14 protein-coding genes are annotated in these 16,397 nt (G+C 41.8%); 9 read left to right on the top strand and 5 right to left on the bottom strand.

Annotation, left to right across the window (positions count from 1 at the left end):
• Window positions 1-54 precede the first annotated feature (54 nt).
• A complete protein-coding gene (locus tag FQ083_RS02665; protein ID WP_149408727.1) occupies window positions 55-540 on the top strand; it encodes a YkvA family protein in 486 nt (161 codons plus the stop codon).
• Window positions 541-686: 146 nt separating this feature from the next.
• Here FQ083_RS02665 and FQ083_RS02670 read toward each other — a convergent pair whose 3' ends face one another.
• Window positions 687-992: a hypothetical protein gene (locus tag FQ083_RS02670; RefSeq protein ID WP_149408728.1), complete on the bottom strand. Its 306-nt coding sequence runs from the start codon at window positions 990-992 to the stop codon at window positions 687-689.
• 105 nt (window positions 993-1,097) lie between these two features.
• The gene (locus FQ083_RS02675) at window positions 1,098-1,655 is read right to left on the bottom strand and encodes a hypothetical protein (protein ID WP_149408729.1); all 558 of its coding nucleotides are present in this window, start codon (window positions 1,653-1,655) and stop codon (window positions 1,098-1,100) included.
• Window positions 1,656-1,933: 278 nt separating this feature from the next.
• Here FQ083_RS02675 and dnaQ point away from each other — a divergent pair, with 278 nt between their 5' ends.
• From dnaQ to FQ083_RS02715, 8 genes are all read left to right on the top strand, one after another.
• On the top strand, window positions 1,934-3,532 hold the full coding sequence (dnaQ, locus tag FQ083_RS02680) for a DNA polymerase III subunit epsilon (RefSeq protein WP_149408730.1): 1,599 nt from the start codon (window positions 1,934-1,936) through the stop codon (window positions 3,530-3,532).
• Window positions 3,533-3,682: 150 nt separating this feature from the next.
• Window positions 3,683-5,365 (top strand): hypothetical protein, encoded by a 1,683-nt coding sequence (locus FQ083_RS02685; protein ID WP_262880822.1) that lies wholly within the window; start codon window positions 3,683-3,685, stop codon window positions 5,363-5,365.
• Between the two features lie 68 nt (window positions 5,366-5,433).
• A complete protein-coding gene (nudC, locus tag FQ083_RS02690) occupies window positions 5,434-6,429 on the top strand; it encodes an NAD(+) diphosphatase (RefSeq protein WP_149408732.1) in 996 nt (331 codons plus the stop codon).
• Window positions 6,430-6,528: 99 nt separating this feature from the next.
• Window positions 6,529-7,371: an RnfABCDGE type electron transport complex subunit B gene (locus tag FQ083_RS02695; protein WP_149408733.1), complete on the top strand. Its 843-nt coding sequence runs from the start codon at window positions 6,529-6,531 to the stop codon at window positions 7,369-7,371.
• A 52-nt stretch (window positions 7,372-7,423) separates the two neighbouring features.
• Window positions 7,424-8,119 carry an endonuclease III gene (gene nth / locus FQ083_RS02700; protein WP_149408734.1) on the top strand — a complete coding sequence of 232 codons (696 nt, stop codon included), beginning with the start codon at window positions 7,424-7,426 and terminating at the stop codon, window positions 8,117-8,119.
• A gap of 464 nt (window positions 8,120-8,583) precedes the next feature.
• Window positions 8,584-9,750, top strand: coding sequence for a methionine adenosyltransferase (gene metK / locus FQ083_RS02705; RefSeq protein ID WP_133105351.1), 1,167 nt, complete (start codon window positions 8,584-8,586; stop codon window positions 9,748-9,750).
• A 96-nt stretch (window positions 9,751-9,846) separates the two neighbouring features.
• Window positions 9,847-10,203 (top strand): DUF3144 domain-containing protein, encoded by a 357-nt coding sequence (locus FQ083_RS02710; RefSeq protein ID WP_149408735.1) that lies wholly within the window; start codon window positions 9,847-9,849, stop codon window positions 10,201-10,203.
• Between the two features lie 516 nt (window positions 10,204-10,719).
• Window positions 10,720-11,064 carry a hypothetical protein gene (locus tag FQ083_RS02715; protein WP_020443128.1) on the top strand — a complete coding sequence of 115 codons (345 nt, stop codon included), beginning with the start codon at window positions 10,720-10,722 and terminating at the stop codon, window positions 11,062-11,064.
• A 294-nt stretch (window positions 11,065-11,358) separates the two neighbouring features.
• Here the strand turns inward: FQ083_RS02715 and FQ083_RS02720 are convergent, their stop codons facing one another.
• The 3 genes from FQ083_RS02720 to FQ083_RS02730 form a co-directional block, all read right to left on the bottom strand.
• Window positions 11,359-13,014, bottom strand: coding sequence for a BCCT family transporter (locus tag FQ083_RS02720; protein ID WP_149408736.1), 1,656 nt, complete (start codon window positions 13,012-13,014; stop codon window positions 11,359-11,361).
• Window positions 13,015-13,313: 299 nt separating this feature from the next.
• Window positions 13,314-14,957, bottom strand: a complete 1,644-nt coding sequence (locus tag FQ083_RS02725; protein ID WP_149408737.1) for a BCCT family transporter — start codon at window positions 14,955-14,957, stop codon at window positions 13,314-13,316.
• Between the two features lie 167 nt (window positions 14,958-15,124).
• Window positions 15,125-16,348: a PQQ-dependent sugar dehydrogenase gene (locus tag FQ083_RS02730; RefSeq protein WP_149408738.1), complete on the bottom strand. Its 1,224-nt coding sequence runs from the start codon at window positions 16,346-16,348 to the stop codon at window positions 15,125-15,127.
• Window positions 16,349-16,397: the final 49 nt, after the last annotated feature.

A 16,397-nucleotide genomic window follows, 5' to 3' on the forward strand; every position in this document is an offset into this window, starting at 1 on the left:
TTGTTATAGTAAAGGGCGTTCAATAGTCTTTAACAAAAAATAAGGAATATAAGTATGGCTGACAAAGAGAAAGACAATAAAAGCCTAATGGATAGCATTAGACTCATCTTGGGTAAAGAAGACAAAATAAAAGACCAACTTGAAAACGGTCGCGGTCTTGAGCGTTATACCAAGGATTTACTATTGCTCATGAGCTTGGTAAAAGACTACTACCAAGGTAACTATCGTAATATCCCTTATAAAACTATTTCAGCGGCAGTGGTTGGTCTGCTCTATGTTATAAACCCTATTGATCTTATTCCAGACTTTATCCCTTTTATCGGTCGAATCGATGATGCTTTGGTACTGAAATTTTGTCTCAAGCTCATGGAAAAAGATTTGCGGAAGTACAAAACTTGGAAAGATCAACAAAGCACATCTGAAGATAAAGACTCAAAGCCTACTAATAAAAAGCTCAAAGATAAAAGTACGGAAAAATCAGATAAAGACGAAGAGTCTAAAGCGGAAGATGATAAGGTAGATACTAAAAAGTCGTTATAGCTGCCTAGCAGTCTTTGTTAAGCAACATAGCCAACATAACTTCCTATAGTATTTGCTATAAAGACACGTTCAATGAGGTATTCATCGACCGTGTCTTTTTATGAGAATAACAATATCTCTATTAATTTTACTTGTGCAAAAAGCCATTAATCCGGCACATCATAACGGGCTTTTTCTGGATTGAGACCGAACGAATAGACAAAGGTTGCAACCAGACTGTTTATGATAATAAATGGCACATCAATGCTGGCGTGCCCAAGCACGTAGCGACCGATGAGCCATGAGACAATCAACATAATAATAAAGAACCCGCCCAAATACGCCAAGATAGCTGGATGCTTTAGATTATAATTCTGCTCAGGTTCAGGTTTTTTGTTTAATACATAGGTTCGTATCGCCCAACCAGCCGCATACGAAAACCCACCCAACACCACATAACTAAAAAAATTCATATTGCCTAACTCTAATGATACGACGGTTTATAACAAAATTGTATTGATAAAAAAGCACTTTTTATCATAAATAACAGATATGTAATATTGACTGATAATACCTAACTAAATAGTCTCTTTAACATTATCAATGACAATATTGGCATGAGGATTGGCCAAAATATCAGTATTAACGTCATCACATTCGACTCGATAAATAGTGTTTGCCCCTTTATAGATATAAGACAAGTACTCACTATCAAGTAGCGGATCGATATTGGCATAAACAGGCTTAACATGAGCTAATACCAACACTCTATCCGGACGACCAATCACCGCATCGACATTATCAGGATCAATAGAAAAAAACTGTGGTATGTCGCTATTTTCAATCACCTCTAACGGCTCAGCATCATCCCAAACACGTTTGGCACTTGCAGGCTCTTTCATCTGCATGACCCATGCGCCGCCCTGTTGGCTGACTTTTATTTGCGCCGGCTCATCATGACTGACGGTATAACAGCCCTCAAAGATAGATAAATCTGCTACCTTCTCAACCTTTTTGGTATCCGCTTGGGTATTACTATCATTACAAGCGCTCAAAAGCAGCATACTGCTCGCAGCCATCGTAATCATCAAATGGCTGAGGTTTTTAGAAGAAGGTTTTGAGGCTAAGGACATCATAGGGTAATCCTGCATTCGAGCATTGAAAGCTTTAGTTAAGCAAATTATAGTTAATGTCTGGCTAGACATATCCTTACAACCGCTCTATTTTAACAGAAAACGATAAGCTTACTATTAGGATATCTGTTTTTGGTTTTTTGTGCATGGCAATTGCCCCTATTAACGCTGGATTTGTTATACTCAATTCCAACATAGGTAGCTAGAATTAACCTCCAATATATCAGTGAAATCGCTTCGCTATATCCTGTATTTATTCTCTATTAGGTCAGTAAATTTTTATGTCAGAAAATCGCAGCGCAGCGCAGCCATTTAACACCAGTAATGCCATAAACCCATTGGCTGCCAAAGCAGACACTACGGTTGCTTACACAGATGGCGCGTGTAAAGGCAATCCTGGTGCTGGTGGCTGGGGCGCTCATCTGATATTTAGCGACGGACGGACGCAGGATTTTTATGGCGGTGATAAAGAAACAACCAATAATCGTATGGAATTGATGGGTGCGATACAAGCATTGACCTATAGCCCGCATGAGCAAAAACTCGAGATTTGGACAGACTCAAGTTATGTCAAAAAAGGCATCACTGAGTGGATTGAAGGTTGGAAAAAAAGAGGCTGGAAAACGGCCAGTAAAAAACCCGTCGCCAATCAAGACCTATGGCAGCGACTCGATGAGCTCTGTCAGCGACGCGATGTTGATTGGCATTGGGTAAAAGGTCATGCTGGACATGCTGGCAATGAAAAAGCGGATGAGCTTGCGAACCTAGGTGTGACCTCACGTAGTGAATATTCGATAATAGAGACTCAAGATAACATTAAAAAAAAAGAGCAAATAACAGCTGATAAAAAGCCATCAAGCAGCGATGATTGGCTAAATTTTGATCCATTAGGTTTTGATATGATGGATGATGAGCTTGATGCCGAACTACTAGAGAATCAAAGTTATAATGACAATGTAATAAATACTCATGCTTTCGCTGAAGAAAATATTAGTCCGTACAATGCCACCAATTCAATGAGTGCTATAGAAATGCCAGACGCCCAGACGCCTTTGATTGACACAAGTATCAATAACCATGCGTCCAACATGGTTACTAATGTTGAAGCAGATACGCCAAAATTCGATGGTGATACCAGCCGTGCCAATCCGTATTTTATACCGCTGCTACCCAAGCCAATCCATCGTCATGAATCTGATCGTCAGCTCATTATGGATACTGAGACCACCGGTCTTGATCCGCTAAAAGGCGATCGCATTATCGAAGTCGGTATTGTAGAGATGATCGGACGTAAGTTCACCGGCGAAAAGCTCCACGTCTATATCAACCCACAGCGCGGTATGGATGAAGAAGTTATTCGAATTCACGGTATTTCTGAAGCGTTTTTAACGGACAAACCAACCTTTGACCAAGTCGCGCAGTCGCTCTATGACTTTATGGATGGTGCAGAAGTCATCGCTCATAATGCCTCGTTTGATATGAACTTCTTAAATATGGAGTTTGCCAAAGTTGGCATGCATGACTTTGCTGAGCGAGTAAAAGTGACCGACTCACTGGTCATGGCAAAGCAGCAGTATCCTGGACAGAAAAATACTCTTGATGCTCTCGTACGTCGTTTAGACGTGGGCAAGCAAGACCGTACCTTTCACGGGGCATTACTAGATTCAGAGATTTTAGCAGAAGTCTATTTGGCGATGACTGGCGGACAAGTAACGCTAGGCATTGAGGATGACGCGCAAGCGGATGGCGGACACACAGCCCATGCTAGCTTTGCCAATTTAGCAACTTTATTGCTTGAGTCAAGTACTGATGAGGGCGCCAATAAAAGCTGGTATGCATCGCTCGCAGAAGATTATCCTGAGCTGAAAGCCAAAATGTAACAGACATTAAAATCGCTTCTTATATTGGCGATTAGAGAATATAGTCTTGATTATTATAACGATAAAAAGTAAAACCTTATCTAGCGCTATTTTTTAATTTACTCTCTAACTATTTGCTATTTTCGTCAGTATCTTATGGAAAAAATAATTATGAACCACTCTACGCAAATAAAATTGACCGCGCCAACGCTTAGTGTTACTGACTTTAATTTGCCATCGCTGCACTTATTGCACGATGAGGTCAAGGTCATACTCAAAGATACTGAGATTCATTTGGGCGAATTTAATGACGACAATAGCCAAGCGCCATTATTATTAGACTCTATTATTGTATTAAAACAGCTTTCTTGTATTTTTGAGCTGATATCTTTGGTGGGTGCAGAGGCACTCAATAATGCGATTGTACACGGTTTACAGGAGCTTTATGACAGTGGCGACAATAGTGATATTGACTTAATCATGGATCTGTCCGAAGCGATCATGACGCTTGATCGTTATGTTGAATTTGTGCTGCTGACTGAGTCGGTAGAGCCTACTTTATTACTACCTATTATTAATAAGCTAAATGCTCATAGCCAAATAGCGCCTATTGCTGCTGATTATTTTTCTGCTTTTGGTAATAGTAGCGTCATTATCGCCGATCCTGAAAAGAATTTTCAGCCGCTAAATGAGCTCAACCTTGATCAAGAGCTACTGACCTATGCTTATCGTAGTGGGCTTGGCGTTACTTTGGTCAATCGGGATGGCAACATCAATCAAGATGATCAGCAAAAATTGGATGCTATGTCAGCGGCATGTGCTTTGATAGCGAAAAATACCAGCAGTCTATTTTGGCAAGCAGCGTCCGCTGCGGTCACTGATATCGCAGCCATACTGCCGCTTAATGTCACTCAAAAGCACACGCTTATTTATGTTGAGCAGCAATTCCAAAGCTATTTGCCTGTCATGGATACGCGTTTTGCTGATTTGGTCAGTTTTGCCGGACAACGTGATACTGAAGCGGCAAAAATGCTGCGCGATCAATACGCCGCCAACCGTTTAGAAGATCCACAGCGCCAGCAGATGGAGCGCTTCTTGTTTGGTCCAAACCGTGAGCTGACGGATACTTTGAATATCATTATCCAGACTCAAATCAATACGATTAAAGAAAATGTCGACAGCTATGCCCGTGGTGACTCAATCAATCCAGTCGATATGCAGACCTCGCAAATTATTGAAGAACTCACTACTTTAAGCTCTGCGTTGCATCTTCTTGGTCTATCTAATGCCGCCAATAGCCTGATTAAAGCGTCAGAAGCCGTCAGCACATGGCGCTCGCCTACTCCAGAAGATTTTGATCATTTATTATTGGCACTCATGCATGCAGAAAACGCGACCATCGCCATGGCTGAGATGCATACTCCAGGTGCAATTTATCTGCCGTTGAACAATCCTCATATCTCACTACATCAGCTGAATACCGCTTATGATACCTTGATAGAAGAGAGTCGTACGGCAATTGCCAGTGCTGAACAAGCAATCAATGACTACCTTGCGGAGCCTGAGCGCGATATTCTTAATATTCAAAATACCCCTGAAATGCTACGTCAAGTAAGCGGTGCGGTACGCTTCTTGCAATTGCCAACGCCTGCCAGTATGCTCAGTCAATTGGCAAATTATTTACAGCAACGTATCAATAGTGGTAATCGTATCGATGATGGCACCTTATCTTATATTGCTGATGTTATCATGGCAGTTGACCATCATCTAGACGGTTTCGAGAACAATCGCCCTGTCAGCAAACAAGCATTGGATGTTGGGCAGCATAGCTTAAGCCAATTGCTTGCCGCTTAATCATTTATTTAAATTTTTATACAAAGACAAGCTGATATGAGCTTGTCTTTGACCGTTTGGAAACCTATATGATGATCCGCGCCTTTGTCCTATCTGATGAAACGATCTTATGTCGTCAAACGCCTAATGGCTGGTGGCCTTTACAGGTTGAGCTAGCACACTTTAATATCAGTAATGAGCAAGCTTATCAATTAGGACAGGTTACATTATTTGATAGCTTAGCGCCCAATAGCTGGCTGCCGAGTGATGTAGATGATACTGATAACGCTAATGCTGTCACTGTACAAGCAAGCCGCGCTATCACTTATGATTATGCAATAGCACATAATATCGCCTTGCCCAGTATTTTAGACAGTGATGAATTAACAAGTAGTGACTTGGATAGCAGCGTTATTAGCCATGTAGAGAACAGTATTAACACTTTTATACCTTATCGACAGCTTATCACGCACCTGCCCATAGCATTCGCTGCTCAGCTTAGCCAAGCCATACAACTACTTCGTTGGCAAGCAGATACACAGTTTTGTAGTCGCTGCGCGGCACGCACTGTAGCTGCCAAATGCGGTGAGCGTGCCATGGTTTGTGACGTTTGTCGATTGCGTCAGTATCCGCGTGTACAGCCCTGCGTCATTACCGCCATTACTCGACCCAACCCGAAAACGGGTGAAATGCAAATTTTATTGGCTCATCATCATCGTTACGGTCAGCAAAAAACAGCCTCTCATTTATTACAGTCGCCCCAACCGTTACTATACGGTTTGATTGCAGGCTTTGTAGAAGTAGGTGAAAGTCTAGAGCATGCTGTGGTACGCGAAGTGGCAGAAGAAGTGGGTCTTAGCTTGTCCGATATTCGCTATGTGAACAGTCAACCATGGCCGTTTCCGTCTAATTTGATGCTGGGCTTTCGAGCATCTTATGCAGATGGCGATATCGTTATACAAGAAGATGAGCTATCACATGCAGATTTTTTTGATCTATCAAAGCTGCCAAAAATTCCCTTTAAGGGTAGCATTGCTTATGAGCTGATTGCACAAATTGCCAATGAGCAAGGTATTTTGCTTTAATCTATCATATCAATGCATCATTCAACCTTCATCCATATTACTATTATCCTATTTATTTTAATATCAGCATCTAGCACTGATATAAAGGTTTTACATTAAATGCAAAGCACCATGAATAAAAACAGCAATCATATCCGTTTAACCAATTTGCCAATCTTATTCGATTCGCTGAAGATAGAAACATTGCCTGCTGATGTTCAGGAAAAAATTGCGCGCATTGATGGCAGCCTACCGCAAACACAGTGCGGTCTATGCGACCATGCTGATGGTTGCTTACCTTATGCAGTTGCTATCGTGATGGATGGTGAGCCACATAATAAGTGTGTACCGGGTGGTCAGCCAGTGGCGGATACTATCGCGCAGATTATCGATGCTGATATGCCAATACTAAGCGCTGAACCTTCAAAATGGCCACTAGATGGTACTTCTCAGCGGCCTGTTGAAGTGCGCGCCGTTATTCGTGAAGATGATTGCATTGGCTGTACCAAATGTATTCCCGCCTGCCCTGTTGATGCCATCGTTGGTACTGGCAAGCATATGCATACTATTTTTACGGATTTATGCACGGGCTGTGAATTATGTATAGCGCCCTGCCCTGTTGACTGTATCGATTTGGTCACGGTTGAGCGTACGCTGTCGACACCTGAGCGTACCCTTGAGCAAGAGGATTTGAGACAGCGTTATCATACCCATTTAAATCGTGTCAGCAAGCAACTTGCGGATAGCAGCAATAGTAGACCCGTGGTCAGCATGGTAGAGGCAAAACTGAATAATGCCGCCAGTCAGTCGTTAAATATCAGTGAAGCTCAAGCAAAAAACACTATTGCAGCGGCAAAGCTGCGCAGTAAAATTAAGAAGTTAGAAAAGCAGCTTAGCGTACGTCCCAATGAAAGCAAACAAGCAGAATTGAATGAATTAAAAGCTGAGCTTGCACAACTTTAATAGCCAATATCCACTTTGAATAACCAATGAACAAAATAATGGTAAAAATACCATGAGTAAAACCGTCAAACATAAAACAGCTGATACTCCGCCATCGAGGCGCATGCCCAACCGTGATGTGCGTCCATTTTTTGAGAAATTGGCGGCGACGATTGATAAGCCAGTGACTGAGCTCAATTATAAGAGTAACTTTGAGCTGCTTATCGCAGTCATATTATCAGCACAGGCGACTGATGTCAGCGTCAATATTGCCACCAATCAGCTCTATCCGGTGGCGAATACGCCTGAGGCAATACTCGCTTTAGGCGAAGAAGGTTTGAAATCCTATATTAAGAATATCGGCTTGTTTAATGCCAAAGCTAAAAACGTTATCAAAACTTGCCGTGACTTGATTGAGAAATTTAATAGCACCGTCCCTGATAACCGAAAAGACTTAGAGTCTCTAGCGGGTGTCGGGCGCAAGACGGCGAATGTAGTTCTAAATACAGCCTTTGGACAGCCGACGATGGCGGTCGATACCCATATCTTTCGAGTGGGTAATCGTACGGGACTTGCCACTGGCAAAAACGTCTTAATCGTTGAGCACAAACTGGTCGAACGTATCCCCGATGACTTTATCGTTGATGCTCATCATTACTTGATTTTGCATGGGCGCTATACTTGTCAAGCTCGTACCCCAAAATGCGGCGCTTGTCCTGTTTATGACGAATGTATGTTTAAAGATAAAGCAGTATTTTTAGAGTTGTGACGTGAGCAGATGATAATGATCGTAAAGCCTATCGATCAATATACTTATGCTAAATTATAATAATGTCATGATTGAGCATTACTTATAATAGAACGAGTGCAGCTTACTAGAGTTTTATTGCGTTTCGAGTTAGAATAAGCGTATTTTTAGGCAAGTACGTCATATTTTTGATCCTGCTGATAATCAGGTGATAGACGTATGATTGGCGACAGCTTCAAGCACGTTGTCAGTTAATAATTCGATATAGTACAACGTAAAGCTATCGCTCTCTTAGCCTGACCCCATATGATTTATAGAAATCTGTGCCTTATGTAAATTTATATAACACATGCATTTATGAATAAGTGAATTAAGTAGTACCAATTAAACACCAAGCAATACATTGTTTGGCCAATACTAATTAAAGCAGCGCCCTGACGTTATGCTTTTTCCTATCTTTATTGATTCAATTAAGCGATCCTATTATGCGCGAATACAACTTATTTACCTCAGAATCTGTGAGCGAAGGTCATCCTGACAAAATGGCTGATCAAATCTCAGACGCTATCCTTGATGCCATCTTACGGCAAGATTTACATGCACGCGTGGCATGTGAGACCCTAGTCAAAACTGGCGCTGTCGTATTGGCAGGTGAAATAACCACCACGGCAAATATCGACGTTGAGCGCATCGTGCGTGATACGGTTAATGGCATTGGTTATCATCATTCAGACTTGGGTTTTGATGGCGAGACATGTGCGGTTATTAATATGCTTGGTAAACAATCGCCTGAGATTGCCCAAGGTGTTGACCGCGCTGACCCTGAAGAACAAGGCGCTGGTGACCAAGGTTTGATGTTTGGTTATGCTAGCAATGAGACTGAAGTATTGATGCCCGCCCCTATCGAGTATGCTCATCGCTTGATGGAGCGTCAGTCGGAGCTGCGCCGTGCAGGCGAATTACCTTGGTTACGTCCGGATGCCAAAGCACAAGTCACGCTTAAATATGATGGCAATAAACCTGTTGCTATTGACGCGGTCGTCTTATCTACGCAGCATGATCCAAGTATCTCGCAAGCCGATTTACAAGAAGCGATCATGGAGTCAATTATCAAACAAGTACTCCCAGCAGAGCTACTACATGCTGGTACACGTTATCATATCAACCCGACTGGCAAATTCGTCATCGGTGGTCCTGTTGGTGATGCAGGACTGACCGGTCGTAAGATTATTGTTGATACTTATGGCGGTATGGCGCGTCACGGTGGCGGCGCATTTAGTGGTAAAGATCCCTCAAAAGTCGATCGCAGTGCGGCTTATGCGGTGCGTTACGTGGCTAAAAACATCGTCGCTGCTGGTATTGCCGATCGCTGTGAAGTACAAGTAAGCTATGCCATTGGCGTTGCTGAACCGACTTCTATTTCGATTAACACTTTTGGTACTAACAAAATTAGCAACGATGAAATCATTAGCTTGATTCGTACGCATTTTGACCTACGTCCGTATGGTATCACCCGTATGCTGAATTTATTGCAGCCGATGTATCAGCAAACCGCTAGTTTTGGACATTTTGGTCGCCAAGGTTCTGAAACCGCCTTTACGTGGGAAAAAACTGACAAAGCTGAGATTTTAAAAGCGGATGCTGGCTTATAAAATTTTTGCTAAAACCCTTTTTGTACCTATTATCTTATCCAGTTATTAGACTGCTGTGATACATTTAAATTTACCTACCATTATTAGGAGTCGTTTATGTCTCAAGAGAATGCTCAAAACAATGAGATTGATGCAAGTCTTGAAATCACCCCTGAAATGCAATCGTTTTATCAACGTGCTGATGCCATTATTGGTGTAGCAAACAGTCAATTAGGTCCTGAGGCGCACTCAGGTCAAGTAGGTGCGTCACTGCTTTATGCCGCAGCACGTTATAGCGCATCGGTCGCCTCGATCGGCTTTGTAAAGGGTGATGATTTTGCCAAAGAAAAGGATGATATTGTCGAATTTTATACCAAACAATATCGCCAAATGCTGAGCGACAACTTGACTGATTATGCGCAGAACTTTGATAAATACATTCAGCTTAATCAAGATGATAAGCCTGCTAAATAAAACGGTTATGCTTGGTTAAAGATATTTATCTGAGCATCTTTAGTGGCAGAAATTATCTTTGAGCAAATAAAAACCCTAAGCTTACTATTAAGCTTGGGGTTTTTATTTGCTTGTAAATGATAGAAAGCCATTAAAGCCAACAATGCTATTGCTATGAAGTTTTTGCAGCTTTTCTCACGCATTGAGCAAAATTCATAGCAGTAGTATAGCTATAGTTAAAATATCTCAAAAACGCTACAGTGCTGCTGGTATGAATTTTTTGCAGCCTCTGTCTGCGTAGGCACAGCAAGCAAGAAAAATTAATATCAGCAGTACTTGATGTATCGATATTACTTTTCCCTGACTATATATACATGTATAATTTTCTCGATTTTATTTTGTACTTATCATATGATGTGGTGGATGACTTCCCCTAAATAAGTTACTATCCATTTGTATCATTCTATTTCTGATATAGTTGTCGTTGACTGTTGATAACAGGAAGTTATCGAGCGCTATTTATAAGGAAACATTATTATGAATCATTTATCTAAACCGTGGCTGTCAATACTAGGGCTCTCAGTAGCCATCACATTATCTGGTTGTAATAATCTTCCAATCAGCACCCATTCTGAGCCGCCTATTCATAGCACTGAAAACAACAAAGACCACAGTGCTAGCAGTAATCAAGGCTCAATTAACAATCCTTTCAATAAATGCCCACCCTTTAATCCTGAGCAAACCATGTGTACCGCACAGTATGATCCTGTCTGTGTCACTGTAAAAAACCAATCAGGTGTCAGTTATCGTACTGCGGGCAACGCCTGTTCAGCATGTGGTACTACCTCTGCAGTCGGTTATGTAAAAGGACAATGTGTGTAGTTTACATCCTACCTCTGGTAACTCTAATCAAATACTTTTCATCATAATATAGTCAGTCCTAAATAAAATAAGTACAAATATTATAACGCGCTACTGGTATAAATTTTTCTTGCTTGCTGTGCCTGCGCAGACAGAGGCGACGCAAAACTTATCCCAGTAGCATTATGTTTGATTCATAGTGGATTGACTATAGATATATCCGTAGAAATGAAAAAGCCCCAACTTATAATAAAGCTGGGGCTTTTTGAGTTATTTTTCAGCTTAAGTATTATTTAAACATTGTCTAAAAAACTCTTAACCTTCAGGCTTTTCAATATCAGGCGGACCTGTAAGCAAGTCTTCATCACGAAATTCATTGGCTGAATTGTGCTCAGCAGATTCCTCGGTGATAAACCATTGCTGATTGCGATACAATATCAAACGGTCACGACTTAAGCCACGTAGTAGCGAATACATCATTACGACTATCACTATCGCAAAAGGAAAACCTGACACAATGGAAGCCGCTTGTAGTGCACTCAAGCCACCTGCTGCCAATAGTACCGCTGCGATGATACCTTCGGTACCCGCCCAAAATAAGCGCTGAATTTTCGGTGGATTAGCATCGCCACCTGAGGTCAACATATCAATGACGAAACTGGCTGAATCCGATGACGTGACAAACCAAAGAACAATCATTACCACGATGAGCAAGTTCATAGCCGATGTTAGCGGATAAGACTCCATCAACTTAAAGATGGCACTGCCAGTATCTGCTTGGACGGCCTCGATCAAGCCAGGACTGATAACATTGGGGTCCGCCGCCGCCATTAGCTCCATATTAACGGCTGAACCACCAAAAGCGGTAAACCATAAGAACAATATGGTAATAGGAATCAACAACACTCCCAATATGAATTCACGAATCGTACGACCACGAGAGATACGAGCCACGAACACCCCAACAAAAGGCGACCAACTTATCCACCATGCCCAATAGAAAATCGTCCATGAGGCTTGCCAATTTTCTTCACCGTTATAAGATTCTGTCCAAAGACCTAGTGGTACAATCTCATGTAAGTAATTACCGATATTTTCTACAAAACTATTAAAGATAAACTGAGTCGGTCCTAAAATAATCACAAAACTGAGTAATATCACAGTAAATAATATATTGGTATCGCTTAAGCGCTTAATCCCTTTATCGAGTCCCATAAATAGAGACAGTCCTGCCAGCATAGTGATAAAGGCAATCAACATAATTTGCACTGTAATATTATTGGGAATACCAAATAACGTCTCAAGACCTGAGTTAATCTGTAACACCCCAAGACCTAACGTTGTCACTACCCCAAACATCGTCCCAAACACTGCTAGCGTATCGACCGTATGACCCCAACCGCCATAGATTTTCTTACCCAATATAGGATAAAGTGTCGAGCGGATTGCTAGTGGTAAGCCCACTCGGTAGTGAAAATAAGCCAATGACAAAGCAACCATGCCGTAGAGCGCCCACACATGTAAGCCATAATGCAGGAACGAGATATTCATCGCTTGCTTGGCGGCGGCGATCGTTTCGGGCTCTCCCAATGGCGGCGCCATAAAATGATACAAGGGTTCAGCGGTGCCCCAATAGAGCAGTCCAATACCGATGCCAGCTGAAAACAGCATACCAATCCAAGAGACTATATTATACTCGGGTTTTTCGTTCTGATGACCAAGTCTGATATCGCCATAGCGACTGAATATCATGTAAATACTCATCACCAGCGTTAAATTGACCACCACAATGAAGAACCAGCCAAAGCGCAAAGACACGAATGCTTTGGCATGACCAAATACCAGTTCAGCTTGCTCATTAAAAAAAGTACCAAATATAATAAATGCCAAAATCAATAGCGCTGAAGTTAAGAACACAGGTTTACTTACCCGTGGAAAAGGGCCTAAGCGGCCAACTTTTACATGATCCATTTAGTCGTCTCAGTTTTTGAAGGGGCTCACCTTAACAAGATATTACACAACTATCAAATCGAATCAGACACTTTATAACCTTGCTATTGGTCAACAAATAAAAAAATCCTAAGATAACCATGCATCTTAGGATTTGATATTACAAGTATTTTATCGTTTTTTAATAAATAAAAAACAGATATAGTGAGCTGTCAATCATTGATTGAAACGACTGTCAGCACACTCTTGATCTTTCTTCGCTTAATCACAGGTTGCTTATCTAAGCCCTAATTCATGACTATTAATCAGCATCGCGTTGATTAATCACCCTTTACAATTTTAGGTGGGCCTTTCAACAAATGCTCGTCGACGAACTCATTAGCCGAGTTGTGATCTGCCGATTCATCAGTAATAAAATTCTGCTGAGCTCGATATAGAATCAGACGATCGCGGCTAAGACCACGTAACAACGCGTACATCATGACAAAAATCACTAAGGCAAACGGTAGTCCTGCTACGATAGCAGCGGCCTGCAAAGCAGACAGCCCACCAGCCGCTAGTAGTATAGCAGCGATAACGCCTTCTGTAGTTGCCCAAAACAAACGCTGAATTTTTGGTGGATTGGTATCACCACCAGCTGTCAGCATATCGATAACAAAACTGGCCGAGTCTGATGACGTCACAAACCAAAGCATAATCATAACGACGATCAGTAGCGTAATCGGTTTTGCCAATGGATAGTATTCAACCAATTTAAAGATCGCACTACCGGTATCTGCTTGTACCGCTTCAACCAATCCTGGGCTAATACCTGACACAGCAGAGGCAAGTTCCATATGAACAGCAACGCCGCCAAAGGTCGTAAACCAGAAGAACAAAATAAGCATTGGGATCAGTAATACCCCAAGCGTAAATTCACGAATGGTACGACCACGAGAGATACGGGCAATAAAGATACCAACGAATGGTGCCCAACTGACCCACCATGCCCAATAAAATATCGTCCAACTACTCTGCCAATCTGTCCCACTATAAGACTCGCCCCATGTACCTAGAGGCACAATCACGGTCAGATAGTTTCCGATGTTTTCAATAAAGCTATCAAAGATAAAGAGTGTCGGTCCTAAAATGACCATAAACGCCAATAAGACGATCGTGAATCCAATGTTAATGTCACTAAGTCGCTTAATACCTTTATCTAAACCCATCATAACGGAAATGGCTGCAAGCCCTGTGATGAAAGCAATCAAACCAAACTGTACAGTGAGACTATTAGGTGTACCAAATAGCTTTTCGAGTCCGGAGTTGATCTGCAGCACTCCTAGCCCTAGTGAGGTGACCACGCCAAACATCGTACCAAATACGGCCAAGATATCGACAGTATGTCCCCATCGACCATAGATTCGTTTACCGAGTATAGGGTATAGAGTTGATCGAATCGATAAGGGCAGACCGCGGCGGAAATGAAAATACGCTAAAGATAGCGCCACAATCGTATAGATCGCCCAAGCGTGTAGACCCCAATGCATAAATGAGATGTTCATCGCTTGCTTTGCTGCTGCAACCGTTTCGGCATCGCTCATTGGTGGTGCCATGAAATGATACAACGGCTCCGCTGTGCCCCAATAAACTAGGCCAATACCAATACCTGCGGAAAACAACATGCCAATCCACGAAAACAGATTGTACTGTGGTCGCTCCGTCTGATTGCCTAGCCGAATGTCACCATAGCGACTCATTGCTAAGTAAATACAAAGTGCAAGCGCCGCATTAACTAAGAGAATAAACAGCCAGCCGAATTTATCGGTAATAAAATTTTGTAAAAAACTAAAGAGAGCCCCTGCTGTTTCAGTGAAAAGTGCACCGAAAATAATGAATCCAACAATCAACAGTGTTGAGGTAATAAACACAGGTTTACTCACCCGTGGAAAAGGGCCTAATCTGCCTACTTTTACTTCTTCCATGTGCAAGTCTCAAAATTTAAGGAACATCACCTTAACAAAATAGGCTTTAAGTATCAATCAATTACAAATTAAAACTTGATAAAACCCTTAATTTTTTCTAAATAAATTAATAATTTTTTTTAGAATAACTAAATAACTATACAAATAAAAACAACTTTAGCACGATCCTACTTAGGCGATAGTCTCAGTAATCGCCCATCATTACCATCTTCAAGCGCCCAAACCTGCCCATCTGCAACCAGTACACTACGAATACGCTCGCCCATATCATAGCGATAGCGCTCAGTCGCACCATTATTTTCATCGAAATTAACAACTATCAGCGCTTTGGAGGATAAACCACTGATCAGCGCATTACCTTGCCACGCCGGAAAATCATTGTGCTTACCAGTCGAATACATACTTATTGATGAAGGGGATATGACTGGTGTCCATGTGATTTTGGGTGCTTCAAGCTCAGGACGCGTACTGTGATCAGGAATATCCACACCAGAATAATTGCGACCATTTGATACGATTGGCCAGCCGTAATTCTTACCTTTTTCAATCAGATTGAACTCATCACCACCTCGTGGACCCATTTCATGCGCCCACAACTGCTCTTTACTATCGAATGCCATCCCGAGTACATTACGATGTCCTATGCTCCAAAATTGAGCAGCGATGTCATTATTACTCACAAATGGATTGTCCATTGGCATCGAGCCGTCAGTATTTAACCGTATTATTTTGCCCAAATTGACAGTCATGTCTTGAGCAGGGGTTTTTTCTTGACGTTCGCCTGAGCTAATATACAAATATTGCCCATCAGGAGAAAATACTAAGCGATGACTGTAATGCCCTTGCCCGTCTACCTTTGGCATCTGCTGCCAAATTGGAGCAATCTCCCGCAAACTTGGCTTATCAGTATCCAAACCTGACAGCTTGGCTTTGATGACTTTTGCACCAAATTTATTATTATCAACCCCTTTGCCTGCCTCTACGTAGCTGATATATACATAGCTAGAAGTGGTAAAATCCGGTGCAAGAATAATATCGCCAAGACCGCCTTGCCCGCCATAAGCGACTTTAGGTATGCCCACGACGGCTGTCTTAGCACCAGTCGCTGCATTGACTATAAATAACTCACCTGTCTTTTGTGTTACGAGTAGTCTTAATGGTTTATTATCAACTTTTGGTAATGCAGTCATTGCCCATGGCTCATCAAAGGTGGCAACGTCTTTTGTGGTAAAGGCAGGTTTGTCCGTACTTGCAACATCTGCTACTGAGGTTTCAGCTTCTTGATATTTTGCCAGATCGGCATTGGTATCAGTGGCAGATTGATTGGAACAAGCAGAAGTACTAAACAGTAATGCTGTGATAATTATCGGTAACGTTAATGGTTTACTCATATACTGCCTATTTATTATTATCATTCTTTTATCTCCATAAATTTTATAT

Source organism: Psychrobacter sp. ANT_H59, from assembly GCF_008369225.1.
GTDB classification, from domain to species: domain Bacteria; phylum Pseudomonadota; class Gammaproteobacteria; order Pseudomonadales; family Moraxellaceae; genus Psychrobacter; species Psychrobacter cryohalolentis.

Bases quoted from the DNA above. Each gene is read 5' to 3' on its own strand.
- FQ083_RS02665 (WP_149408727.1), top strand. From the start codon at position 55: ATGGCTGACAAAGAGAAAGACAATAAAAGCCTAATGGATAGCATTAGA.
- FQ083_RS02670 (WP_149408728.1), bottom strand. From the start codon at position 992: ATGAATTTTTTTAGTTATGTGGTGTTGGGTGGGTTTTCGTATGCGGCT.
- FQ083_RS02675 (WP_149408729.1), bottom strand. From the start codon at position 1,655: ATGATGTCCTTAGCCTCAAAACCTTCTTCTAAAAACCTCAGCCATTTG.
- dnaQ (WP_149408730.1), top strand. From the start codon at position 1,934: ATGTCAGAAAATCGCAGCGCAGCGCAGCCATTTAACACCAGTAATGCC.
- FQ083_RS02685 (WP_262880822.1), top strand. From the start codon at position 3,683: ATGAACCACTCTACGCAAATAAAATTGACCGCGCCAACGCTTAGTGTT.
- nudC (WP_149408732.1), top strand. From the start codon at position 5,434: ATGATGATCCGCGCCTTTGTCCTATCTGATGAAACGATCTTATGTCGT.
- FQ083_RS02695 (WP_149408733.1), top strand. From the start codon at position 6,529: ATGCAAAGCACCATGAATAAAAACAGCAATCATATCCGTTTAACCAAT.
- nth (WP_149408734.1), top strand. From the start codon at position 7,424: ATGAGTAAAACCGTCAAACATAAAACAGCTGATACTCCGCCATCGAGG.
- metK (WP_133105351.1), top strand. From the start codon at position 8,584: ATGCGCGAATACAACTTATTTACCTCAGAATCTGTGAGCGAAGGTCAT.
- FQ083_RS02710 (WP_149408735.1), top strand. From the start codon at position 9,847: ATGTCTCAAGAGAATGCTCAAAACAATGAGATTGATGCAAGTCTTGAA.
- FQ083_RS02715 (WP_020443128.1), top strand. From the start codon at position 10,720: ATGAATCATTTATCTAAACCGTGGCTGTCAATACTAGGGCTCTCAGTA.
- FQ083_RS02720 (WP_149408736.1), bottom strand. From the start codon at position 13,014: ATGGATCATGTAAAAGTTGGCCGCTTAGGCCCTTTTCCACGGGTAAGT.
- FQ083_RS02725 (WP_149408737.1), bottom strand. From the start codon at position 14,957: ATGGAAGAAGTAAAAGTAGGCAGATTAGGCCCTTTTCCACGGGTGAGT.
- FQ083_RS02730 (WP_149408738.1), bottom strand. From the start codon at position 16,348: ATGAGTAAACCATTAACGTTACCGATAATTATCACAGCATTACTGTTT.